Genomic DNA, 20,799 nt, shown 5'->3' on the forward strand with positions numbered 1-20,799 from the left:
TGCCATGTGTAAAATCCTGCCAAATCAATTGCCTGGAATCCTGAATGGTCGATTCGACTCTGGTCAAAGAGACTCGTCGTGAGGTCGGAACGACTCACCTCGCGGTGCTCGACGCGCTAACGCCGCTCGTTCAGGATCTCGCCCGCGACTTGCCGGGCACCGAGCGCTATCGCCGTCTGCTCGATGCGCTGCGCTCGCTGTTCCCGGGCGACGCCGCGGCGCTGCTTCGTCTGGATGGCGACGTGCTGGTGCCGCTAGCCGTGGACGGCCTGAGCAGCGACACGCTTGGCCGCCGCTTTCGCGTGAGCGAGCATCCGCGCTTCGCGCAGCTTCTGTCGCGGCCGGAGCCCACGCGCTTCGCTGCGGATTCGCCTTTGCCCGATCCCTACGACGGGCTGGTCGAGGGCCTGGACGGCCAGCTCGAAGTGCACGACTGTCTCGGTTGCCCGCTGTTCATCCAGGGGCGCCCGTGGGGTCTGCTGACGCTCGACGCGTTGAATCCGGCCCAGTTCGACAATGTAGATATGGCCTGGCTGCAGGCCTTTCTCGGCCTCGCAGCCGCGACGGTCAGCGTGGTCGAACGCATCGAGACGCTCGCGCGTTCGAACGACGACGAGCGTCGGCGCGCGGAAGCGTATCGCCAGGCAAGTGGGGAAGGCGTGCGCGAAATGACCGGCAATAGCGAAGCGCTGCGTCGTCTGCTCGACGAGATTGCCGTGGTGGCCGGCAGCGATCTCACCGCGTTGATCACGGGCGAAACCGGTGTCGGCAAAGAACTCGTGGCGACCGCCATTCATGCGAGGTCGGCGCGCGCGAACAAGCCGCTTATCAGTCTGAATTGCGCGGCGTTGCCCGAGACGCTGGTCGAAAGCGAACTGTTCGGTCACGTGCGAGGCGCGTTCTCGGGGGCATCGGCGGACCGGCGTGGCAAGTTCGAACTGGCCGATGGCGGCACGCTGTTTCTGGACGAAGTCGGCGAACTGTCGCTCGCCGTGCAGGCCACGCTGCTGCGCGTGCTGCAGAACGGGCAATTGCAGCGGGTCGGCTCCGATGCCGCCCATACCGTCGACGTCCGGCTCATCGCCGCCACCAATCGCGATCTGGCCGAGGAAGTGCGAGCGGGGCGGTTTCGCGCCGACTTCTATCATCGGCTGAGCGTTTATCCGATACGCGTGCCGCCGCTTCGCGAGCGGGGCAAAGACGTGCTGCTACTGGCCGGCACGTTTCTCGAAGAAAACCGTTCCCGCCTGGGGCTGCGCAGTCTTCGACTGGCAGCCGATGCGCAAGCTGCGTTGTTGCGCTACACGTGGCCGGGCAACGTACGCGAACTCGAGTATCTGATCGCACGCAGCGCGCTCAAGGCGCGCGCGGCCGATCGCGATAGACGCCGGATCCTGACGTTGAGCGCAGCCGACCTGGCGTTGTCGGCAGGCCTTGAACAGTCCAGCGACACCACGTCGGGGAACGCCGACAACCAGAGTGCAGCGTCGCAACAGGATTTCCGCGCGGCGGTCACGGATTTCGAGCGGCAACTGGTCGAAGCTGCGTTGGCCCGGCACGAACAGAATTGGGCCGCGACGGCCCGCGCACTCGGACTCGACCGGGCCAACCTGAACCGGCTGGCGCGGCGCCTTGGATTGAAATAACCGGATTAAAGTACGGCTTGCTTCGGCCCGCATCTTGCTGCACTGCAACGGCATGCCCGTGTCAACGTGCGTAACTTTTTCGAGGAAACACTATGTCAACTGAATCCGCCAACGTCGATAGTTACCTGTTCGAACCCGTCCAGCTCGGTCCGCTGCAACTCGCCAACCGCATCGTGATGGCGCCGCTTACGCGAAGTCGCGCGAAAGAGGCGGATGTTCCCAGCGAACTCGCCATCGAGTACTACGCGCAACGCGCGACGGCCGGTCTGATTATTGCCGAGGCCACGCAGATTTCGCCGCAAGGTAAGGGCTACGTGTTCACGCCGGGCATTTACGATCGCGCGCAGATCGAGGCATGGCAGCGTATTACCGAAGCCGTGCACGCGAAGGGCGGCCATATTTTCCTGCAACTGTGGCACGTGGGGCGGATTTCGCATCCTTCACTACAGCCGGACAATGCGTTGCCGGTTGCGCCATCGGCCATCAAGCCCGAAGGCCAGGCCTATACCGACGACGGCTTCGTGCCGCACGTCACGCCCCGGGCATTGGCGACTTCCGAACTCGCCGGTCTCGTCGAGCAATATCGGATTGCCGCGTTGAACGCGCAGGCGGCCGGCTTCGACGGCGTCGAGATTCACGCGGCCAATGGCTATCTGCTGGACCAGTTCCTGCGCGACAAGACCAATCAGCGTACCGACGCGTACGGCGGCTCCATCGCGAACCGCGCGCGCCTGTTGCTGGAAGTCGCGGATGCCGTGACCAGCGTATGGGGCGGCGAGCGCGTCGGCGTGCGGATTTCTCCGCTCAGCAGTTTCGGCGATATTGCCGACAGCAATCCCGAACCGCTGTTCAAGCATGTGGTGAAGGAACTCAGCGCGCGCAAGCTCGTGTATCTGCACGTGATCGAAGGCGAAACCGGCGGTACGCGCGAGGTGCCCGGCGGCTTCGATCTGCAGGTGCTGCGCGAATCGTTCGACGGTCTGTTCATGGCGAACAACGGTTATGACAAGGAACTCGCGCAACGCGCGCTGAAGACCCGGCGCGCGGATCTGATCGCGTTCGGCCGGCCGTTCATTTCCAACCCGGACCTGGTGACACGTCTGAAAACCGGCGCAAATCTCAACGAGCCGGACCCGGACACGATGTACGGCGGCGGCGCCGAAGGCTACGTGGATTACCCGACCCTGGAACAGGAAGCGCAGCGTTGAGCGGTGCTCGTCTTGCGCGTCTCCCCGCGCATCTATTCTGCGATATCCGACACAGGCAAGACGTGAGCGGACGTTTCGGGTCTCAAGACGCTTCGATCCGGAAACGTCCGCATCCAGTTCCGGGGAAGCGTCGTACCTTGACCTGATCGACCCGCGGTTCGGGTCGTGGCGCGCGCACCGTCCGGTGCGCGGGAACCCTCCGATGAATGCGCCCGCGTCGACGCTCACGACGACGCGTGCCGTCACGGTCGTACGGGGGACAGGTCATGCAAGTCGGAATTGGAAAATACGTACTGACGGGTGCGGTGGTGGGTGCGGTGGCAATCGGGGCGTACATCATGATTCCCGAACCCATGCACCGGTCGATGGACGATCTGGATGCGACGTCCGGCGAAACGTCCGCGCCGGCGACGCGCGCCAGCACGGTGAATCAGACGCCGGGCGCTACGACGAGCGGCGTCGTGACCAGAGAGCCTCGTGCGATCGGCACAACGGACGCAAGTGCGGTAACGGCAATGGAGCCCGCGCCGACAGTCGAGCAGGAACGGCCGCCGATGCTGAAGACGTCGCAGAGTGCGAACGTTGCGGCCAGAGCCGGCGCGCATCGCGGTGCCGTACATGCGAGTCGTGCGCCGGGTCGCAGCACGAGGGCGCGCGTCACGACGCAAGCTCAGGCAAACAAAGCGGGAGAGCCGACCTTCTTCGACGCAGCGCGCGGCGGGCGCGTGACGTCTGCGCCGGCCGTGCCCTCACCCGTGGTCAACCGGGCCGCAGCAGCGACCCCACAACCGCCGCTCATCCAGACGGCTCAACCGACGACATTGCCGACCACTGTGCCTCCGCGTTTAGCCGTTGAACCAACGCAGCAAGCGAGCACTGCGCCGTCCGCATCGGCCGCGCCCCCTGGCGGCACGGTCATCAAATCGGAAGACGGACCGAAGACCCGCGCCCAGGTCCGTGCGGAAATCGTCCGCGCGCGTGCCGATGGCGACTTGCCTGCGTTCGGTAATCCCGATCCTGCCGGACCCGGCGGTGCGCCCAGCATGACGACGACGCTGCGCCCTTGAGGGCGCAGCGCCTTGTCGACGTCGCCAACGCCTTTTACCCCAACGCCTTCGAAAGCCGCTCGAAGATGCCGAGGTCGGTGCGATCGAACGCGAGCGGGGTGACCGACACACGCCCCGACGCGACCACGGCCGTTTCGCTATCCGGGTCGTTGACGCGTTTGCCTCGTTGAAAACGCAACCAGTGGTAGTCGATACCGCGCGGATCGACTTGCGGCAACACGTCGATATCTTCGACGAGGCCCACGCCCTGACGGGTCGGCGTCAACGGTCCGGCCGCCGCGGCATCCACATCGGGGAAATTGATGTTCAGACACGTCGGCGCGTCGTGTCCGATCGCGAGCAACTGGCGGATCACGCCCGGCGCCAGCGCGCGCGCCGTGTCCCAGCGCACCTTGTCGCGATTGCTGAAAGTCTGGCTCAGCGCGAACGACGGCAGGCCGAGCAGCAGGCCCGTCATCGCGGCGCCGACGGTGCCGGAGAACATCGTTTCGACACCCAGGTTGCCGCCGCGATTCACGCCCGACAGAATCAGCGTGGGCGGCGCTTCGCGCATCAGATGGCGCACGCCCATCACCACGCAGTCGCCCGGTGTGCCGCCGACGCCGAAACGCCGCTCGCCATGGCGGCTCACGCGCAACGGCGAATGCAGGCTGATCGAATGCGAGGTGCCGCTCTGATCGTGCTCGGGCGCGACTACCCACACTTCGTGCGCGAGTTCGGCGGCTACGGCTTCGAGTACGGCAAGACCAGGTGCATCGATACCGTCGTCGTTGGTCAGCAGTACGCGGGGCACTTTGGATTCGTCAGCGGACATCGCGGCAAACTCCTTTCAGAAAATAGCGGAGGCGTCATTATCCAGCGATCGACGCCAACGTGTCGTTCAGGACAACCAGCGCGCCGCCAGCGGCATCAACACGGGCACCACGAACGCGGTGAATACACCGTTCAGGCCCATGCCGAGCCCCGCGAAAGCGCCCATTTCCTCGCTGACCTGGAAAGCTCGCGCGGTACCGATGCCATGCGACGCGATACCGAGCGCAAAGCCGCGCACTTCGGGCTCGACGATGCGCAGCGTATTGAGGATCGTGCGCGCGAACACCGCGCCGAACACGCCGGTCGAGATGACGAGCACGGCTGTCAATGAAGGAATCCCGCCGATCTCGGCGGCCACGGCCATCGCGATGGGCGTGGTGGCCGACTTCGGTGCGAGCGACGCCACCGTTGCATGCGAAGCGCCGAATAGCGCCGCGACGCCGACCGCCGACACGATCGCGGTCAACGACCCCGCCACGAGTCCGCCGAATAGCGGCCACGCGAAGCGCCGCAGCTTGGGCCACTGCCGGTAGAGCGGCAACGCGAGCGCGACCGTCGCCGGGCCGAGCAGGAAGTGGACGAACTGCGCGCCTTCGAAATACGTCGCGTAGGGCGTGTGGGTGATTTCGAGCAGCGCCACCAGCAAGGCCACGGCGATCAGTACCGGATTCGCGAGCGGATTGAAGCGTGCCTTCGCATAGATGCCTTGGGCGATCAGATAGGCGATCAGCGTGATGGTCAAACCGAGCAACGGACTCGCGGCAAGGTAGACCCAGATCGCACCGAGTCTCGGCAGCGCGCTCATGATGCGCTCCGCGCGGTGACCGTATCGCGTCGTTGCCGACGCATCAATGCGCGCGTGACGAGCGCCGCGACCGCGATGGCGAGCGTCGTGCTCACGGCGATGGAGACGATCACCGCCAGCGCATCGCCGCGAATGCGACTCGCCGATACCATGATGCCGACCCCGGCCGGCACGAAGAGCAAGGACAGATGACGCAGCAGTTCGAGCGAGGTCGGCTCGATGGCGTCGGCAGTCCGCGGTCGCAGCATCAGGAAGCCGAATAGCAGCAACATGCCGATCACGGGTCCGGGCACCGGCAGGTGGAACAGGTACGACACGCCTTCTCCAAGGCATTGAAACGTGAGTAGGACGGCAAACGCGGCCAGCATGAAGGTCTCCAGACATGAAACGGAAAATGCGGTCATTGTGTACCATGCAGGCTGCTTCGCGCGCATGGCCCGGTCAGGCGAGCAGTAGCCCGATCGTGCAGTGGACGATCGCGCGCCCTCCATCACGATGCCAAGGATGACCCGCCATGCAGATAGCCGCCTTCAAGATCGACGTGCCCGATGCGGACCTCGACGATCTGCGCCGGCGCATCCGCGCGACGCGTTGGGCGCCGCTCACGCCGGCACCGGCGTGGCAGCAGGGCACCGACTCCGCGTGGCTGCGTGAACTCGCGCACTACTGGTCCGACGTGTTCGACTGGCGTGCCGCCGAACGCAGGCTGAACCGTCAACCGCAATTTCTGGCCGACGTGAACGGCCAGCGCGTGCACTTCGTGCATCGGCGCGGTGTGGGCCCGGCGCCTTATCCGCTAGTCATCACGCATGGCTGGCCTGGGTCGTTCTTCGAGTTTCACGATCTGATCGAACGGCTCGCCGACCCGGCTGCGTTCGGCGGCGATCCCGCCGATGCGTTCGACGTCGTGGTGCCGTCGTTGCCCGGCTTCGGGTTTTCGCCGGCGCCGTCCGCCGCCGGGATATCGGCGCATCAGGTGGCCGATCTGTGGACGGCGTTGATGCACGGTCTCGGCTATGAACGCTTCGGCGCACAGGGCGGCGATATCGGCTCGGGTGTGTCGGCCGCACTTGCGGCACGGCATGCCGACGTGGTCGACGGAATCCATCTGAACTACGTGCCCGGTACGTACGAACCTGCCGTGACTGCGGCTCAACAGCCGCTTACGCCGGAAGAGGAAAAATTCCTGCAGGAGAAGAACGAATGGTTCGCGCAGGAAGGCGCGTATGGGCATATGCACAGCACCAAGCCGGCGACGCTCGCCGCTTCGCTCAACGATTCGCCGGTGGGACTGGCCGCATGGATTGCCGAGAAGTTTCGCTCATGGAGCGATTGCGGTGGCGACGTGGAGCGCGTGTTTTCGAAAGACGACTTGCTGACGAATATTTCGATCTACTGGCACACCCAAAGCATCGGCCCGTCGACGCAGATGTATTGGGAAAACCGTCTGCAGCCGATGAGTTTCGCCGGACGCGAACGTGTCGTGCCGCCGGTCGGCTTCGCGCATTTTCCGCACGAGTTGAGTCACCCGCCGCGTAGCTGGCTCGAACGCACGTTCAACGTCGTGCAGTGGACCGAGATGCCGCGCGGCGGCCATTTCGCCGCGATGGAGCAGCCTGAACTGCTCGCTCACGAGATTCGGACTTTCTTCCGCGGGGTGCGTGGCGCTTCTCGGGTTTGAATCTCGGGCTTGAATTTCGGGCTTGAATCTCGGGCTTGAATCTCAGCGCACGTAACGCTTCGCAAACAGGCAGAGCATTTCGTACATCAAGGTCGCCGCAACCAGCGCGGTGTTGCCGCTCGGGTCGTACGGCGGCGACACCTCGACCACATCGCCGCCAATCCAGTTCAACCCGTCGAGTCCGCGCAGCAGCGCCAGGGTTTCGCGGGTCGTCAGTCCGCCGATTTCGGGCGTGCCCGTGCCCGGCGTGAACACCGGATCGAGCCCGTCGACATCGAGCGACAGATACACCGGCGCATCGCCGACGACGCGGCGCGCTTCCTCCGCGATAGCGGCGGCACCGACAGCATCGAACTCCTCGATGAACACCACGCGCATGCCGTTATCGAGCGAATAGCGCCAGCCTTCATCCGAATTCTGCGCACCGCGTATGCCGATCTGAATGGTCCGCTTCGGATCGAGCAGCCCGGCTTCGACTGCGCGGCGAAACGGCGCGCCGTGCGTGAATTTCGATCCCTTGAAACTGTCCCAGGTATCGGTGTGTGCATCGATATGCACGAGCGCGATCGGCTCCTTGCGCGCCATCGCCTGAAAAATCGGGTACGTGATGGAGTGATCGCCGCCTGCGCTCAGCGGAATTTTGCCGGCCGCGAACACCGGTTCGAAGAAGCGGCGAATATCTTCGTGCGCGCGTTCCAGATGGTAGAGATCCGTAAATGGCACGTCGCCGATATCGCCGACACGGCAGGCGTCGAACGGGTTGAAGCGGGTCACGTGATGCGTCGAACGCGTCAGCGTCGACATGTTGCGGATTTCGCGCGGACCGTAACGCGCACCCGGCCGCGCGGTGACGCCTCCGTCGAACGGGACGCCCGCGAGCACGATATCCAGCGCGTTCAGATCGGTGCAGGGCGGCACCCGCAGGAAAGTCGGAATACCGCTGAAACGCGGCAGATGCATCTGCGAGAGGTCGGTGCCTGACACGTTGGAATTCCTAGAAGGTGGGCGGTGTGTTGATCCACAGCACCCGTGTGACGACGTCGCCGGGATTGCGATAACTGTGCGGTACGTTGCTTGGAAAATAGAACGAGTCGCCGGGTTGCAGGCGATAAAGCTCGGCATCGAGCGTCAGTTCCAGTTCGCCTTCGATCACGTAGCCGAGTTCTTCACCGACGTGCGAGATCTGCTCGTCGCTGCTCGAGTGCGGCTCGATCACGTGAATATCGCCTTGCAGCAACTGACCGGGCGCCGGCACGACCACGCGTTCCAGCACGATCGAACCCTGCTTGCCGGCCGTCGGGAAACTGACCGACGGCCGCGCGTTCGCGCGCTGCACCGGCGACGTGTTGATGTCGGGCCCCGACACCAGCTGGGCGATGTTGGTGGATAGCGCGAGCGCCAGCCGGTGCAGCGTGGCGAGCGAGGGCGTGGCGTGACCGCCTTCCACTTTCGATAGCAGGCTTTCCGAGCAACCGGCCGCCTCGGCGAGCGCCTTCAGCGTCAGTTGGCGCACCATGCGCGCGTGCTTCAGACGGACGCCGAGCGAATCGCTGGGCGCGGCCGGCGAGGTCGCGACGGCCGGCGCGGCGGCTGGCCGGCCGCGGCGCCTGGGGGGAGTCGTTTTTATGGTTGCCACCGTAGCCCTATCGAAAGGTTGGATGCTTTACGCGAGAACCGTGAACTCGACTTCGAGCGGGTTCAACGCGTTGATGGGGATGATATCTTGCGGGCAGGCGGACATGACCACCACGCAATCCATCACGGCCTTGATATCCACGTGATCGCCGGCTTTCGACACGGGCGCGAGCCAGTCGATCGAATAGTCCGGCTTGATCGGAATGTTCATCCACAGATTGAACGGTTGCGGCACTTCGCGCGCGCGCAGTCCGATGGCCTTCAGCGCAAGACGCATGTTGTCCGCGCAGTTGTCGTGATAGCCCTCGACGCCGAGATTCCTGTAGCGATACAGATCGCACGCGGCCATCAGCGTGTCGTGCACGCCCGGCGACGTGTCGACCACCAGTTCCGCGATAGCACGGCGATGGTTGCTGACGAGCGGGTCGCCTGCTTGCGGAATCACCTTGTCGATGAACGCGCGCGTGTGTTCGAACGACAGGAATTCGTTCAGATGTTCCGCATTGAAGATCCACGTATCGCACACCTGCGTGCCGTGCGGATTGGCAATGCGAATCGTCTGGCCGGCCTTCACGCGGACTGCGCGGCCGCAACGGGCGGGCACCGTATAGGTGTGGCCGATTTCGGGTGTGCCGTCGGCGGAGATCGGCTCGTCGAGCGTTGCGTTCAGGCCGGTTTCGGTGCCGTTGTCGTGGACGTGATCGTGCAGATGATCGTGGTCGTGAGTGTGAGTGTGAGTGTGAGTGGTGCTCATGTTGATTCCTTCATCAAGCGTCGTTGCAAAGAGCGGTGAGGCAATGCGCGAGCGCACGTGTGCCTAGCACCAGGTAATCGTCGTCGGTATGTTCGAGCGGGTTGTGACTGATGCCGTCGCGGCTCGGCACGAACAGCATCGCAGTGGGGCAGTGTTGCGCGAGGTACATCGCGTCGTGGAAGGCGCCCGAGGTCAGCTTCATGGTCGGCGCGTCGAGCGCGTCGGCGGCGTCGCTCAGGCGCGTCAGCAGCGCGGGAGCGAAGTCGACCGGGGCGTGCGAGAAGAGCGCTTCCAGCGCGACGCCGTGACGTTGCGCGCATTGCGCGATCTGCTGGTCGAAAGCGGCCAGCACGCGTTCGTCCGGATGCCGGAAGTCGACCGTGAAGGTCACGCAGGACGCAATCGTATTGATCGAGTTGGGTGTGACCGACCAGCGTCCGAACGTGACACGCGTGTCGGCCAGACCGAGTGTGTGAGCGAACGCGTCGATCTCGGCGCGTACCGCGATGGCGAGCGTCATCGCATCGCGACGCGCCGGCATCGGCGTGGTGCCTGCATGTGCGGCCACACCGTTGCAGGTCACGGCATACCAGCGCACGCCCTGAATACCGCTGACAATGCCGAGCGGCAGGTCGGCGAGTTCGAGTTGCGGCCCCTGTTCGATATGCAATTCGATGAAGGCATGCCCGGGCGTTTGTTCCGCACGAGCCGTAAGCGACGGGAACGCGTTTGCGTGCGCATCCAGCGCTTCGGCGAGCGTCACGCCGTTCGCATCGCTCACCGTGCGATAGCGTTCCATCAACGCCGGTTGCACGAATGCGCTCGAGCCCATCGCGCCGGGTTGAAAGCGCGTGCCTTCTTCGTTGGTCCACACCACCACGTCGAGCGGACGGCGCGTGCGCACGCCGGCATCATTGAGCGCCGCGATGCATTCGATGCCCGCCAGCACGCCATAGCAGCCGTCGAGCCTGCCGCCGCTGGGTTGCGTGTCGGCGTGGCTGCCGGTCATCACCGGCGCGAGGTTTTCGCTGCCCGGACGACGGATGAACAGGTTCGCGCAGGCGTCGGTCGTGACCGTGCAACCGAGTTCGGTGGCGCGGTCGATCAGATAGCGGCGCGCGTCGAGATCGCGTTCGGAAAGTGCCGGGCGGTCCACGCCGCCGTCGCTGCGCGCGCCGAAGCTTGCGAGCGTTTCGATCGAACGCAGCAGACGCGCCGCGTCGACGTGAGCGGCGACTGTGCTTGCCGCGTCGCCGAGTGGGGCCAGTGAGGAGAGAGCGCTCATACGGCCCCCCGAATTTGCGTGGCGAGCGCGACGGCTTCTTGCGCACTTTGATTCGAGTTCGCTGAAGAAGCGCCGAGCGTGGCCGGCGACAGGCTGCGATCGAACCAGGGCTTCAGGAACTGCTGCAAACGCGGCGTCTGCGTATTGCCGAACAGTTGCGCGGGCGCGCCGGCTTCGACGATCTTCCCCGCTTCCATGAAGACCACCTTGTCGGAAATCTTCGCGGCGAAGCTCATTTCATGCGTAACCATCACCATCGTCATGCCGTCCTGCGCAAGCGAGCGGATCACGCTCAATACCTCTTCGACCAGTTCTGGGTCGAGGGCGGACGTCGGTTCGTCGAGCAGCATGACTTCCGGTTCGATCGCAAGTGCGCGGGCAATTCCCACGCGCTGCTGCTGACCGCCGCTCAAACGCGCGGGATACGCGTCCGCTTTGTGTTCGAGGCCGACTCGTTGCAACGCGGCGAGCGCGAGACGCCGGGCTTCGTTCTTGCCGATTTTCTTCGACAGCACGAGTGGCGCCGCGACGTTCGCGAGCACCGTCATGTGCGGCCACAGGTTGAATTGCTGGAACACCATCGCCACCGGGCGGCGCACTTCGGCGATGCTCGCCTCGCTGTCACGGTCGCGCTCGGTGCGGCCTGTCGAGCGGTAGCCGAGCAACTGGCCTTTGATCCACACTTCGCCTTCGTCGTACGCCTCGAGAAAGTTCATGCAGCGTAACGCGGTGGTTTTGCCCGAACCGGACGGTCCGATCAGCGTGACGATTTCGCCGCGCATCACGTCGAGGTCGATGCCCTTGAGCACGCGGGTCGCGCCGTACGACTTGCCGACCGCTTTGAGTTGAAGAATAGGGAGAGCGCTCATGACGTCTTCTGCAAAAAAGGAATCAACGCGGTGGCGCGCGCGGCGACCAGCGCAACGGCCTGGGTCAGCAGCCAGTAGCACACGATCAGCATCGCGTACGGGCCGATGTACGTGTAGGTGGACGCGACGATGTCGCTTGCCGTCATGGTCAGTTCGGGCACCGTGATGATCGACGCGACCGCGCTTTCCTTGATGACGAGAATCACCTGGTTGGCGAGCAGCGGCACCGTGAACGCTAGCGCCTGCGGCAGTTCGATGGCGCGAAACGCGGCCCGGCGACCGATGCCGAACGCGCGGGCGGCTTCGATCTGGCCGTCGGGAATGCTGGCCCAGCCGGCGCGAAAGATCTCGGCGAAATAGGCCGCCGCGTAAAAGGACAGCGACACGATGGTGGCCTGCACGGCGGTCATCGTGAGACCGAGCACCGGCAAGCCGAAATAGACGATGACCAGTTGCGCGAGATACGGCATGCCGCGCACCAGCCACACATAGATTCTGTACGGTACGCTGAGTGCCTTGGGAAAGCGCATCCGCGCGGCATTCAGCACGAACCCGCCGAGCATGCCGAAGCACGCGGCCAGCAGGCTGACTTCCAGCGTCACGAGCATGGCAGCGGCGAAGCGCGGCACGAGCGAAATAAAAGCGTTCATGGAGGTGGGCCTTTTCCTGTTCAACCGCGCCTGGCGAGTCGTCGCTCATAGCCGTGTGCGGCGAGCGACAGCATCGTCGTGATGGCGAGGTAGAAGCACGCGGCGAGCGTGTAGACCTCGAGCGGCCGATAGCTGGACGACGACAGTTGCTGGCCGACGCGCATCAGGTCGGTCACGGCGATCACCGAAATCACGGCCGACGCCTTCACCACGTCGATCATCTCGGAGACCAGCGCCGGCAGCGTCACGGCCACCACTTGCGGGACTTCGATATGCCACAGCGTCTGGCGTCGCGTCAGGTTGAAGGTGCTCGCGGCCTCGAGCTGCCCGCGTGGAATCGAGCGGAAGCCCGCGCCCAGAATCTGCGATTGATAGGCCGCGGTGTTCAACGACAGCCCGATCGCCGCCGCGACCACGCCGGGCAACGTCAGGCCGATTGCCGAGGGCACGTAATAGAACACCAGCAGTTGCGCGAGCACCGGTGTGCCGCGGAACACGCTGACGTAGACCCGCGCCGCGCGCGACAGCAGGCGGCTGTCGCTCACGGACATCGTGTAGATGAATATGCCGGCGAAGAAACCGCACAGTACGGCGAGCGCGGACAACCACAGCGTGGTTAGCGCGCCGTCGAACAACTGCGGCAGATAGCCGAGGCAGCGGGTCAGAAGGTCAGGCGTGTTCATGGCGTCTCGATGAGCGGATTACGGGCGAGGCAGCGTCGAGCGGGTATTACATCGTCGGCTCGGGCAGCGTGTCGGACGGGACGTCCATCGTCGTGCCGAACCACTTCTGCTGGAGCTTCTTCATCGTGCCGTCCTTGTTGGCGCGCGCGATGCCGTCGCTGAACAGCTTCACGAGCGATGCGCTGTCCGCATCCTTGCGGCCGACCCACGCGAAGTAGCTCTTCGGCCCAATGGTTTGCGTCATCACCATGAAGACGCCGGGGCGTGCCTTCATCAGCGGTCCGAGGTTCGACAGCGATTGCGCGACGGCGTCGAGACGGCCGACGGCCAGGTCGGCATAAGCCTCGTCGAACGCGACGTATTGCTTGATCTGCTTGATACCCGGCTGGCCGGCGTCTTTCAGCTTCTTGTCGAGCGCCATCAGCGCCTGCAATTGCGCGGAACCGGTTTGCGAACCGACGATCTTGCCGTTCAGGTCGTCCGGCGATTTGAGCGATGTTTCGTTGGCGCGCAGCAGGACGCCAGTGGTTGCGTCCGCAACCGGCAGCGTGAACGCGAAGTGGCTCGCGCGGTCCTTATTGACGGTGACGGCCGTGATGACCATGTCGAAACGTTTGGCATCGAGGCCCGGCAGCAAGCCCTGGAACGGCAGGTCCAACTGCTTCAGCTTCACGTCGGGAATCGACTTCAGCACGTATTGCAGCAGGTCGGCGTCGTAGCCGACGATCTTGCCGTTCTCGACCGATTCGAACGGGGCATAACGTGCTTCGGTGGCGACGGTAATCTCTTTGGCCGCCTTCACGCGGGCCAGAAGATCGTTGGTCTGCGACCAGCTCGGCACCGAAGCGCAGAGCGCGAGCGCGCCGGTCAGGGACAGTACCAGTGTGCGGAAAGGCTTGTGCATGTTGCTCCCGAAGATTCGATGCAGGGTTGAAATCAGGGTGAATTAAATTCAAGCGACTTGAATGCAGGTCAATACGCATGAAGTGTGCCAACGACCGACGCCTTGTTTTCGCGGGATTGGTGGCGAATTCGCTGCACCTTGGACGGGATGAAGCATCGATCAACGCACCCGATTAGTGCCGCAAGCACGGCTTTGGCTCACGTTCAATGGGTCGTTGTCCGGTTGCGATGCCGTGGGTGTCACCGCTAGAATCCGCGAGACATTTTTCGCGTTTCCTTTTCGTGAGCAACGTTGTGGGCACATTGAAAGCAGCGGTTTCGAGCCTTGTCTGGTCGGCTATTCGTGACGACAGCGCGATGGCGGAAGACACTGCGCTCGTGGAGATAAGCGGATGGATGGCGCCGCTCGATCCATTAGCAGATGAGGTCGATTACTTTCTGCTTGCGGCCAACGAGCCGTGCTGCGGTGGTTGCGTGTCGCGCGATCCGCTGGATTGCATCGAGGTGTTTGTTCGCGCGGATGGGGACGCACTGGTGCCGGTTCATACACAACGCGTGACGGTGCGCGGTCGTCTGCAGCGCTTGCCCGATGACCCTGCCGGTTGGCGCTATCGAATTAACGAGGCCCGTATCGTGGCCGGTCACGACGAAGCGTCCGACCTCTCACGCGGCATCACGCGACGCGCATTCCTGGCGTCTGGCGCGGCATTCGGACTCGCGGCTTGCGCGCCGGGTCGCTTCGGCAATTACACCGAGTCGACCGAGACATCGCTTCCTGCGTGGCAGAGCACGCCGGGATCGATCACGCTCGACATGCACAGCCATGCCGGCCGTGTGATCGTTTCGCGCAATCCTTCTATAGGTGTCGATCGACCGTTCCTGCCGATGAACGCGCCCATGCGCGCGGGCGGTATGAATGTGATCTGTCTGGCCATCGTCACCGATACGACGGTCACGCGCGTGTCGGCGGATCGCAAGCGCTTCGAGGCATGGCGCGCTGCCGAGCCCGGTGAACTGTATGCGCTGAGTCAGGCCGAATTCGTTCGCTTGCGGCGGCTGGTCGAGCGCGAGCAACTCGAAGTGGTTACCGATGCCGCGACTCTCGCGGCTTACGGGCAGCGTGGCCCGTGCGTGATCGTTTCAGCGGAGGGTGCGGATTTTCTCGAAGGGCAAATCGATCGTGTGGACGAGGCTTATCACGCACACCAGTTACGTCACCTGCAATTGACGCACTATCGCGTGAACGAACTCGGCGATATTCAGACCGTGCCGCCCGTGCATGGCGGTCTGACGGATTTTGGCGCCGACGTGGTGCGTCGTTGCAATACGCTAGGAATCGTCGTGGACGTGGCGCATGGAACGTACGATCTCGTCAAACGTGCGGCGGCCACATCGAGCAAGCCGCTGGTGTTGTCGCATACTGCGCTTGCGCTTCATCCCCGGCCTTTAGAGCGTGTTAGGCACTTTGTGTGAGACCTGGTATCCTGGCGGGATGAAAAGAGCAGACCGCAAAGGGTATCCGACCGATGTGTCCGACGAAGAATGGAGCTTCGCGGCACCTTATCTGACGCTGATGGACGTCACCGCGCCGCAGCGCAAATACGGACTGCGCGACATGTTTGATGCATTGCGCTGGATGGCTCGGGCCGGCGCGCCCTGGAGGATGCTACCCAATGATTTTCCACCTTGGGAGTTGGTGTATCAGCAGACGCAACGCTGGTTGCAGGCAGGCTGTTTTGAGCACATGGTCAGCGACCTGCGCTCGGTGATACGCGTGGCACAGGGACGGCAGGGACAGCCCAGCGCCGTCATCCTGGATGGCCGCACGATACAGTCGAGCTGCGAGAGCGGGCCACGCGCGGGCTATGACGGTTATAAGCGCAAGCGCGGCAGCAAGGTCCACATTGCGGTGGACACGCTGGGACAGTTGCTGGCGGTACATGTGACACCTGCCAATGAACAGGAGCGCGCACAGGTAGCAGAGCTTGCGCGTCAGGTCCAGCAGGTAACGGGACACACGGTCAAGGTGGCATTTGCCGATCAGGGATACACGGGCAAAGAGCCAGCGCAGGCCGCACTCGATGAAGGCATTGAACTGCAGGTGATCAAACTGGAAGAAGCGAAAAAGGGCTTTGTACTGCTGCCCCGGCGGTGGGTGGTCGAGCGCAGCTTTGGCTGGCTCAACCGTTTCCGCCGTCTCGCACGTGATTACGAACGACTACCCAAAACGCTTGCCGGGCTTCATTTCGTGGTCTTCGCAATGCTTATGCTCGTTCACGCAGTGCCAGTTCTTCAAAGTGCCTAACACGCTCTAAGCCGGTCTATTACGGCCGATCATGCGCGAGCGGTTGCGGATACGGGCGGCGTCATTGGCGTGTGGCCGAGTTCGGGCTCGTTCCGCGATCTGAAGGGGATGGCGCACGGCATGATGCGAATGGCCGACGTGGTCGGCGTCGATCATGTGGGCTTGGGTACGGATATGCTCGGGTTTATCAATCCGCCTGTGTTTCATACTTACGAACAGCTGCCGGCGTTGGTCGCGGAATTGCGTGCAGTGGGGTTTTCGCAGGAGGAAACGGGGAGGGTGCTTGGTGGGAATTACCGGAGGGTATTCGAGGGCACGATGGTGGCGGGCTGAGGGGCGGCGGTTGGCGATCCCCTCACTCGAAAACGCCGCTTTCACCCAGCATTTCAACTGGCCAGAACCCATGACGCCCTCGACGATAATCAATCGATGGGCGAGCGGTTCTATGCAAGGCTTCGTTGGAGTCGCCATCTGAGCCGACTGTGCAGAAGAGAGTACACGGGGCGAGCATTGGCGCGCTGAGTACTCAAACCCTTTGAGAAAGCATCGTCACGAAGAAATCGGTGACCACCCGAACGCGTGCCAAGACAAACCTGCGCTTTGGCCAGATGACGCTGACGTCTCTCGTTTCATTCGTAAATTGATCGAGCACGGTAACGATGTCTGGATGCTGAAGTTCATCCACCAGCGACGCTCGGGTGAACATGCCTATCCCTACACCAGCCAACACCGCGGAAAGAATCGTCTCCATGCTGTTCGAAGAAAGATTGCCGCTCACCGGCACGCTGACATTTCCTTTGGGGCCGCTAAAAGCCCAATTCGTCGTCTCGTTGTAGACAAGACAATTGTGGTTGACCAGATCTTCAGGAGACTTGGGCGCTTCGTGTCGAGCAAAATACTCGCGCGACCCAACGCATACCAGTGCACTGCCCGTTACCCGTTTCACCACTGAATCCGGATCGTGCACTGGCCCGACTCTAATCGCCATATCGATTCCGTCCGCGAGCAAATCCCGGACGCTGTCCGAAAGACTAAGATCCAACTCGACCTTCGGATGGCGTACCAACAATTGCGGAATGAGCGGCAGCACATGCAGCCGGCCAAATGTCGAGGGTGCAGCGATCCTGACTAGACCGGAAACTTCCAGCGCGCTGCTGGTTAGCTCCCCGTCCGCTTCGTCCATTTCCTCGAGAAGCGGCTTGATGCGGTCATAGTATTTGCGCCCCTGATCGGTCAGCGTCACGCTGCGCGTGCTCCTGTTAAAAAGCAGCACACCAAGCCGCTTTTCCAACGCACTGATGGATTTGCTCATTCCGGATTGCGAATCGTCGAGCCTCCGTGCGGCAGCGGAAAAGCCACCCGCTTCTACAACCGTAATGAAAGCGGTCAACTCATGAAATCGATCCATTGCGTTTCCTTGGCGAGCGAGGCGGGCCTCGCGCGACCTTGTCTGGAATTGGTCGGGTAACTTCCGCTGGGCAGCTCTACTTATTCTTTCAGAGAATGATGCCTATGAAATATTTGCCCATTATCAATGTTAACCAATCAAATTAGTATCGATGTGTGTCCGATCTCTCGGTCGGCCGGGCGCAAAAGCGAGCGTCGCAACACTCATCATCAGGAATAGAGCCATGAGCACTGCAAGCAATCATCGAGAACATTCGTCACTGCCCTTATCGAGCCTTTCAGAAAAGAAGGTGGTAGTGGTCGGCGGGAAAACAGGAATCGGCCTTGGAATTGCGCGCGCGGCGTATGCAGCCGGTGCGTCGGTGACGGTCGCCAGCCGGCGGGTTACCTCGGCGGAGGACCGTCCCGATCTGGCTGATTTCGAGCAGGTGACTCTGGATATCTGCGATGAGGCAGCCGTGAGAAAGGCCTTCGACAGCATAGGACCATTCGACCATCTCGCCGTTACAGCCGGGCCCGACCTGGGGACCTGGGGGACGTTCATGGACGACGACATGCGCGGCGTTCGAAGCTATATGGAAAACAAGTTCCTGGGCAGTTGGGCCTGTGCGCGTTATGCAGCGCCCCATCTGAGAGCCGGCGGCTCGATTACCTTCCTTACCGGTGGCCTGGCCGCGCGGCATAAGAGCGGCTTTAGCGCCGTTACCGCCGCATTTGTCGCGGTGGAAGCCCTATCGGGCTCGCTCGCACTCGAACTCGCTCCTACCCGCGTCAACACGATACGTCCCGGCTATGTCGACACAGACTTGTGGCGCGTTATGTCCGACAACGAGCGCGAGGCCTTGAAAGCAAGAGTGAGTGAGTCCTTTCCAGCGCGACACGCAGGCACCGTCGACGATATTGGACACGCTGCGCTGTTCCTGATGACCAACCCTTATGTAACTGGCACGGTCCTCGAAGTATCGGGTGGTGAGAACCTGGTTCCGAGCGTTTTTTAGCGCGCTCCATGAGTTCTTGTGTTCCGCCTAAGCCTCGGCGGCCGCCTGCTGGTTGCGCACGAAGTCTGTCACCGTAGTCTGAAAGGGCGTCGTCGGTCGCCCGATCAACCTGGCCAGCGTGCCGCCATCATCGAACAGCGCTCCCTTTTCCACGCCCGCATCCGTGTCCGATAAAATCCTGGCCACCATCTCCGGGAGTCCTGCCTCGAGAGCCGCCGATCGAAACTTTTCAGGCGCCATGTTCCGATAGGCCGTCAAATTGCCGGACGCTTTGGACACCACGGCGGCAAGTTCGGCGAGCGTGAAAGACTCGTCGCCCGCCAACTCGTAGATACGACCCGCGTGCTCGCTCCCGAGCAGGACGGTCGCCGCAGCCCTGGCATAGTCGGCACGCGCGGCGGACGAGATGCGGCCATCACCCGCCGCACCGATGAGGACGCCACCCTTCAAGGCAAGCGGCAGCCGCCACGTGTACACCTCCGAGTACCAGCCATTGCGCAGCAGCACGAACGGCACGCCGGCTTCTGCGAGGGCCATTTCGGTGTCGCGATGTTCTTCGGCGAGGAAGAGCGGTGACCTGTCAGCGTGGAGAATGCTGGTATAGGCAATCAGGCCAACACCGGCATTCTTCGCAGCGCCGATGACGTTGCGGTGCTGTACCTTACGCTTGCCATTCTCGCTGCTGGAGATGAGCAGAAGCCGGTCCACGCCTGCAAGCGCACTCGCTAGCGTTTCAGGTCGTGTGTAGTCGGCGGCCCGCACGGCTACGCCTTTATCACGAAGCGCGTTCGCGGCTCCTTCGTTCCTGGCCGGATCGCGCATGCCCGCGACGATCGCGCTGGCGGGCACTGACTCGAGCAGTGTTTCGATGACGAGACCGCCGAGCTGGCCGGTTGCTCCCGTGACGAAAAGCCTGGGGGTATCGGACATATCCTGCTTCCTTGTGGTGACCAGTGGAAAAAAGTTACTCTATCGAGACCACATGGCGGTGTGAAGGAGGCAGGACTTTGGGACAGGGTAACGTAGGCGTAACCAACGCGGCATCCGTTGACGTATCTGGCAGTTTTTCCAACCAGCATCAGCATCGACCAGCGTGGTCGTTCGACCCGCAATGCCCGGTGCGAGACGTTCTTGACCGGATCGGAGACAAGTGGTCGACGCTCGTTCTCGTCACTCTGGCGAACGGGCCGCATCGTTTCAGCGCTGCTCGGCGCGCGATCCCGGACATCTCCAAACGAATGCTGACGCAGACCTTGCGCGATCTGGAACGCGATGGACTGATCGCGCGGGCGGTGTTCCCGACCAGGCCGCCGAGCGTCGAGTACCGCCTGACGCCCTTAGGCGAAACGGTTCTCGAGCCCTTGAGCGTTCTTGTCCAGTGGGCCGATCGCAGCCATCCGGCGATCAGGAACGCCCGCCTAGCATACGATGAAAGCTCGCAAAGTCTTTGAATCGGCGCATCGGTTTTTCGCTCTGCGTCGCGCAGTCATTAGTACGGCCGGCCGTCTTTGTGTTCAAAGACCCACTGGCCCGCTGGATTCATCACGGCGACGAGATCGTCGATGGCATAGCTCACTTCATCATCTGCGGCCCGGGTACCGACTTCGATGATCGTGGCATCGCTCGACGAAATGTTCTGAATATGATGTGGTTGGCCACCCGCGTGAAAGCCCGCGCACATTCCCGCTTTCATTGGATAGCTCTCAATTCCAATGTGGAGTTGGACTTCCCCGTGCAGAACAAAGACCCACTCGTCCTGCCGCGAGTGTTGGTGATGTAGCGCGGACACCGCGCCTGGCCTTAGCGTTGTCAAATTCACGCCGAACTGGCTGATTCCGAAGAGGTCTCCGAGTGGTTTCTTTTCACGTCCGGCCATGCGGGATGCGAATGGCTCCGGGTAATTGGAAGGTTTGATACGGGGCGCCGCATCGGCTGCCACGATGCAGATTTTCAGATGATCCATTCGGATTCCTCGCTTCCTGGAAGTAGCGAGAACCGATTCTGTGAGTGAGCACGTGACGTGTCAATCTTGATTCGATTAATCAACCTGTTGACGGCCCCATCAGTTTCCAGCCGGAACGCAAATCGAC

23 protein-coding genes are annotated in these 20,799 nt (G+C 62.7%); 9 read left to right on the forward strand and 14 right to left on the reverse strand.

Annotation, left to right across the window (positions count from 1 at the left end):
- The first annotated feature begins 44 nt into the window (after window positions 1-44).
- The 3 genes from norR to FQ746_RS10970 all read left to right on the forward strand — a co-directional run bounded on the left by norR (window position 45) and on the right by FQ746_RS10970 (window position 3,921).
- Window positions 45-1,646: a nitric oxide reductase transcriptional regulator NorR gene (gene norR, locus FQ746_RS10960; RefSeq protein ID WP_144109327.1), complete on the forward strand. Its 1,602-nt coding sequence runs from the start codon at window positions 45-47 to the stop codon at window positions 1,644-1,646.
- 92 nt (window positions 1,647-1,738) lie between these two features.
- Window positions 1,739-2,854 carry an alkene reductase gene (locus tag FQ746_RS10965; RefSeq protein ID WP_144109329.1) on the forward strand — a complete coding sequence of 372 codons (1,116 nt, stop codon included), beginning with the start codon at window positions 1,739-1,741 and terminating at the stop codon, window positions 2,852-2,854.
- Window positions 2,855-3,120: 266 nt separating this feature from the next.
- Window positions 3,121-3,921, forward strand: coding sequence for a DUF4148 domain-containing protein (locus FQ746_RS10970; RefSeq protein ID WP_186310693.1), 801 nt, complete (start codon window positions 3,121-3,123; stop codon window positions 3,919-3,921).
- Between the two features lie 34 nt (window positions 3,922-3,955).
- On the opposite strand, the gene surE is transcribed toward FQ746_RS10970, so the two are convergent.
- From surE to FQ746_RS10985, 3 genes are all read right to left on the reverse strand, one after another.
- Window positions 3,956-4,735, reverse strand: a complete 780-nt coding sequence (gene surE, locus FQ746_RS10975) for a 5'/3'-nucleotidase SurE (RefSeq protein WP_144109333.1) — start codon at window positions 4,733-4,735, stop codon at window positions 3,956-3,958.
- 66 nt (window positions 4,736-4,801) lie between these two features.
- Window positions 4,802-5,539 (reverse strand): LrgB family protein, encoded by a 738-nt coding sequence (locus FQ746_RS10980; RefSeq protein ID WP_144109335.1) that lies wholly within the window; start codon window positions 5,537-5,539, stop codon window positions 4,802-4,804.
- Window positions 5,536-5,907, reverse strand: coding sequence for a CidA/LrgA family protein (locus FQ746_RS10985; RefSeq protein ID WP_144109644.1), 372 nt, complete (start codon window positions 5,905-5,907; stop codon window positions 5,536-5,538). The genes FQ746_RS10980 and FQ746_RS10985 overlap by 4 nt, the downstream gene beginning before the upstream one ends.
- A 146-nt stretch (window positions 5,908-6,053) precedes the next feature.
- Here FQ746_RS10985 and FQ746_RS10990 point away from each other — a divergent pair, with 146 nt between their 5' ends.
- On the forward strand, window positions 6,054-7,220 hold the full coding sequence (locus FQ746_RS10990) for an epoxide hydrolase family protein (protein WP_144109337.1): 1,167 nt from the start codon (window positions 6,054-6,056) through the stop codon (window positions 7,218-7,220).
- A 42-nt stretch (window positions 7,221-7,262) separates the two neighbouring features.
- Here FQ746_RS10990 and speB read toward each other — a convergent pair whose 3' ends face one another.
- From speB to FQ746_RS11030, 8 genes are all read right to left on the reverse strand, one after another.
- Complete coding sequence (speB, locus tag FQ746_RS10995; RefSeq protein ID WP_144109339.1) at window positions 7,263-8,204, reverse strand: agmatinase; 942 nt, start codon at window positions 8,202-8,204, stop codon at window positions 7,263-7,265.
- Window positions 8,205-8,214: 10 nt separating this feature from the next.
- Window positions 8,215-8,751, reverse strand: coding sequence for a helix-turn-helix domain-containing protein (locus tag FQ746_RS11000; protein ID WP_260853997.1), 537 nt, complete (start codon window positions 8,749-8,751; stop codon window positions 8,215-8,217).
- Between the two features lie 132 nt (window positions 8,752-8,883).
- Window positions 8,884-9,609 (reverse strand): DUF1989 domain-containing protein, encoded by a 726-nt coding sequence (locus tag FQ746_RS11005; protein ID WP_144109341.1) that lies wholly within the window; start codon window positions 9,607-9,609, stop codon window positions 8,884-8,886.
- A 13-nt stretch (window positions 9,610-9,622) separates the two neighbouring features.
- On the reverse strand, window positions 9,623-10,894 hold the full coding sequence (locus FQ746_RS11010) for a M20 family metallo-hydrolase (protein WP_144109343.1): 1,272 nt from the start codon (window positions 10,892-10,894) through the stop codon (window positions 9,623-9,625).
- Window positions 10,891-11,763, reverse strand: coding sequence for an amino acid ABC transporter ATP-binding protein (locus FQ746_RS11015; RefSeq protein ID WP_144109346.1), 873 nt, complete (start codon window positions 11,761-11,763; stop codon window positions 10,891-10,893). Before FQ746_RS11015 ends, FQ746_RS11010 begins: the two co-directional genes overlap by 4 nt.
- Window positions 11,760-12,413, reverse strand: a complete 654-nt coding sequence (locus FQ746_RS11020) for an amino acid ABC transporter permease (RefSeq protein WP_144109348.1) — start codon at window positions 12,411-12,413, stop codon at window positions 11,760-11,762. The genes FQ746_RS11015 and FQ746_RS11020 overlap by 4 nt, the downstream gene beginning before the upstream one ends.
- A 20-nt stretch (window positions 12,414-12,433) precedes the next feature.
- A complete protein-coding gene (locus FQ746_RS11025; protein WP_144109350.1) occupies window positions 12,434-13,096 on the reverse strand; it encodes an amino acid ABC transporter permease in 663 nt (220 codons plus the stop codon).
- Between the two features lie 46 nt (window positions 13,097-13,142).
- Entirely contained in the window at window positions 13,143-14,000 is an 858-nt protein-coding gene (locus tag FQ746_RS11030) for a transporter substrate-binding domain-containing protein (RefSeq protein WP_144109352.1), read from the reverse strand.
- A 356-nt stretch (window positions 14,001-14,356) separates the two neighbouring features.
- Between FQ746_RS11030 and FQ746_RS35160 the strand changes: the two genes are divergently transcribed.
- Genes FQ746_RS35160 through FQ746_RS11045 form a run of 3 tightly spaced genes read left to right on the forward strand, consistent with a single transcriptional unit; the run spans window position 14,357 to window position 16,637 of the window.
- Window positions 14,357-15,472 carry a membrane dipeptidase gene (locus tag FQ746_RS35160; protein ID WP_260853978.1) on the forward strand — a complete coding sequence of 372 codons (1,116 nt, stop codon included), beginning with the start codon at window positions 14,357-14,359 and terminating at the stop codon, window positions 15,470-15,472.
- Between the two features lie 19 nt (window positions 15,473-15,491).
- Window positions 15,492-16,304, forward strand: a complete 813-nt coding sequence (locus tag FQ746_RS11040; RefSeq protein WP_144109354.1) for an IS5 family transposase — start codon at window positions 15,492-15,494, stop codon at window positions 16,302-16,304.
- An 18-nt stretch (window positions 16,305-16,322) separates the two neighbouring features.
- A complete protein-coding gene (locus FQ746_RS11045; protein WP_144109356.1) occupies window positions 16,323-16,637 on the forward strand; it encodes a membrane dipeptidase in 315 nt (104 codons plus the stop codon).
- Window positions 16,638-16,830: 193 nt separating this feature from the next.
- On the opposite strand, the gene FQ746_RS11050 is transcribed toward FQ746_RS11045, so the two are convergent.
- On the reverse strand, window positions 16,831-17,712 hold the full coding sequence (locus FQ746_RS11050) for a LysR family transcriptional regulator (protein ID WP_144109358.1): 882 nt from the start codon (window positions 17,710-17,712) through the stop codon (window positions 16,831-16,833).
- Window positions 17,713-17,935: 223 nt separating this feature from the next.
- Between FQ746_RS11050 and FQ746_RS11055 the strand changes: the two genes are divergently transcribed.
- The gene (locus FQ746_RS11055) at window positions 17,936-18,709 is read left to right on the forward strand and encodes an SDR family oxidoreductase (protein ID WP_144109360.1); all 774 of its coding nucleotides are present in this window, start codon (window positions 17,936-17,938) and stop codon (window positions 18,707-18,709) included.
- Window positions 18,710-18,736: 27 nt separating this feature from the next.
- Here the strand turns inward: FQ746_RS11055 and FQ746_RS11060 are convergent, their stop codons facing one another.
- Window positions 18,737-19,639 carry an SDR family oxidoreductase gene (locus tag FQ746_RS11060; RefSeq protein ID WP_144109362.1) on the reverse strand — a complete coding sequence of 301 codons (903 nt, stop codon included), beginning with the start codon at window positions 19,637-19,639 and terminating at the stop codon, window positions 18,737-18,739.
- Between the two features lie 77 nt (window positions 19,640-19,716).
- Here FQ746_RS11060 and FQ746_RS11065 point away from each other — a divergent pair, with 77 nt between their 5' ends.
- Window positions 19,717-20,160 carry a winged helix-turn-helix transcriptional regulator gene (locus tag FQ746_RS11065; protein WP_144109364.1) on the forward strand — a complete coding sequence of 148 codons (444 nt, stop codon included), beginning with the start codon at window positions 19,717-19,719 and terminating at the stop codon, window positions 20,158-20,160.
- Between the two features lie 38 nt (window positions 20,161-20,198).
- Here the strand turns inward: FQ746_RS11065 and FQ746_RS11070 are convergent, their stop codons facing one another.
- Window positions 20,199-20,672, reverse strand: a complete 474-nt coding sequence (locus tag FQ746_RS11070; RefSeq protein WP_144109366.1) for a cupin domain-containing protein — start codon at window positions 20,670-20,672, stop codon at window positions 20,199-20,201.
- Between the last annotated feature and the right edge of the window lie 127 nt (window positions 20,673-20,799).

Origin of the sequence: Paraburkholderia sp. BCC1886 (assembly GCF_900996245.1) — a bacterium.
In the GTDB taxonomy this organism is placed as follows: domain Bacteria; phylum Pseudomonadota; class Gammaproteobacteria; order Burkholderiales; family Burkholderiaceae; genus Paraburkholderia.

Coding starts and splice junctions, on each gene's coding strand:
- FQ746_RS11010 (WP_144109343.1), bottom strand. CDS start 10,894: ATGAGCGCTCTCTCCTCACTGGCCCCACTCGGCGACGCGGCAAGCACA.
- FQ746_RS11030 (WP_144109352.1), bottom strand. CDS start 14,000: ATGCACAAGCCTTTCCGCACACTGGTACTGTCCCTGACCGGCGCGCTC.
- FQ746_RS10990 (WP_144109337.1), top strand. CDS start 6,054: ATGCAGATAGCCGCCTTCAAGATCGACGTGCCCGATGCGGACCTCGAC.
- FQ746_RS11055 (WP_144109360.1), top strand. CDS start 17,936: ATGAGCACTGCAAGCAATCATCGAGAACATTCGTCACTGCCCTTATCG.
- FQ746_RS10980 (WP_144109335.1), bottom strand. CDS start 5,539: ATGAGCGCGCTGCCGAGACTCGGTGCGATCTGGGTCTACCTTGCCGCG.
- FQ746_RS10985 (WP_144109644.1), bottom strand. CDS start 5,907: ATGCTGGCCGCGTTTGCCGTCCTACTCACGTTTCAATGCCTTGGAGAA.
- FQ746_RS10965 (WP_144109329.1), top strand. CDS start 1,739: ATGTCAACTGAATCCGCCAACGTCGATAGTTACCTGTTCGAACCCGTC.
- FQ746_RS35160 (WP_260853978.1), top strand. CDS start 14,357: ATGGCGGAAGACACTGCGCTCGTGGAGATAAGCGGATGGATGGCGCCG.
- norR (WP_144109327.1), top strand. CDS start 45: ATGGTCGATTCGACTCTGGTCAAAGAGACTCGTCGTGAGGTCGGAACG.
- FQ746_RS11015 (WP_144109346.1), bottom strand. CDS start 11,763: ATGAGCGCTCTCCCTATTCTTCAACTCAAAGCGGTCGGCAAGTCGTAC.
- surE (WP_144109333.1), bottom strand. CDS start 4,735: ATGTCCGCTGACGAATCCAAAGTGCCCCGCGTACTGCTGACCAACGAC.
- FQ746_RS11025 (WP_144109350.1), bottom strand. CDS start 13,096: ATGAACACGCCTGACCTTCTGACCCGCTGCCTCGGCTATCTGCCGCAG.
- FQ746_RS11050 (WP_144109358.1), bottom strand. CDS start 17,712: ATGGATCGATTTCATGAGTTGACCGCTTTCATTACGGTTGTAGAAGCG.
- FQ746_RS11005 (WP_144109341.1), bottom strand. CDS start 9,609: ATGAGCACCACTCACACTCACACTCACACTCACGACCACGATCATCTG.
- FQ746_RS11040 (WP_144109354.1), top strand. CDS start 15,492: ATGAAAAGAGCAGACCGCAAAGGGTATCCGACCGATGTGTCCGACGAA.
- FQ746_RS11020 (WP_144109348.1), bottom strand. CDS start 12,413: ATGAACGCTTTTATTTCGCTCGTGCCGCGCTTCGCCGCTGCCATGCTC.
- FQ746_RS10970 (WP_186310693.1), top strand. CDS start 3,121: ATGCAAGTCGGAATTGGAAAATACGTACTGACGGGTGCGGTGGTGGGT.
- FQ746_RS11060 (WP_144109362.1), bottom strand. CDS start 19,639: ATGTCCGATACCCCCAGGCTTTTCGTCACGGGAGCAACCGGCCAGCTC.
- FQ746_RS11070 (WP_144109366.1), bottom strand. CDS start 20,672: ATGGATCATCTGAAAATCTGCATCGTGGCAGCCGATGCGGCGCCCCGT.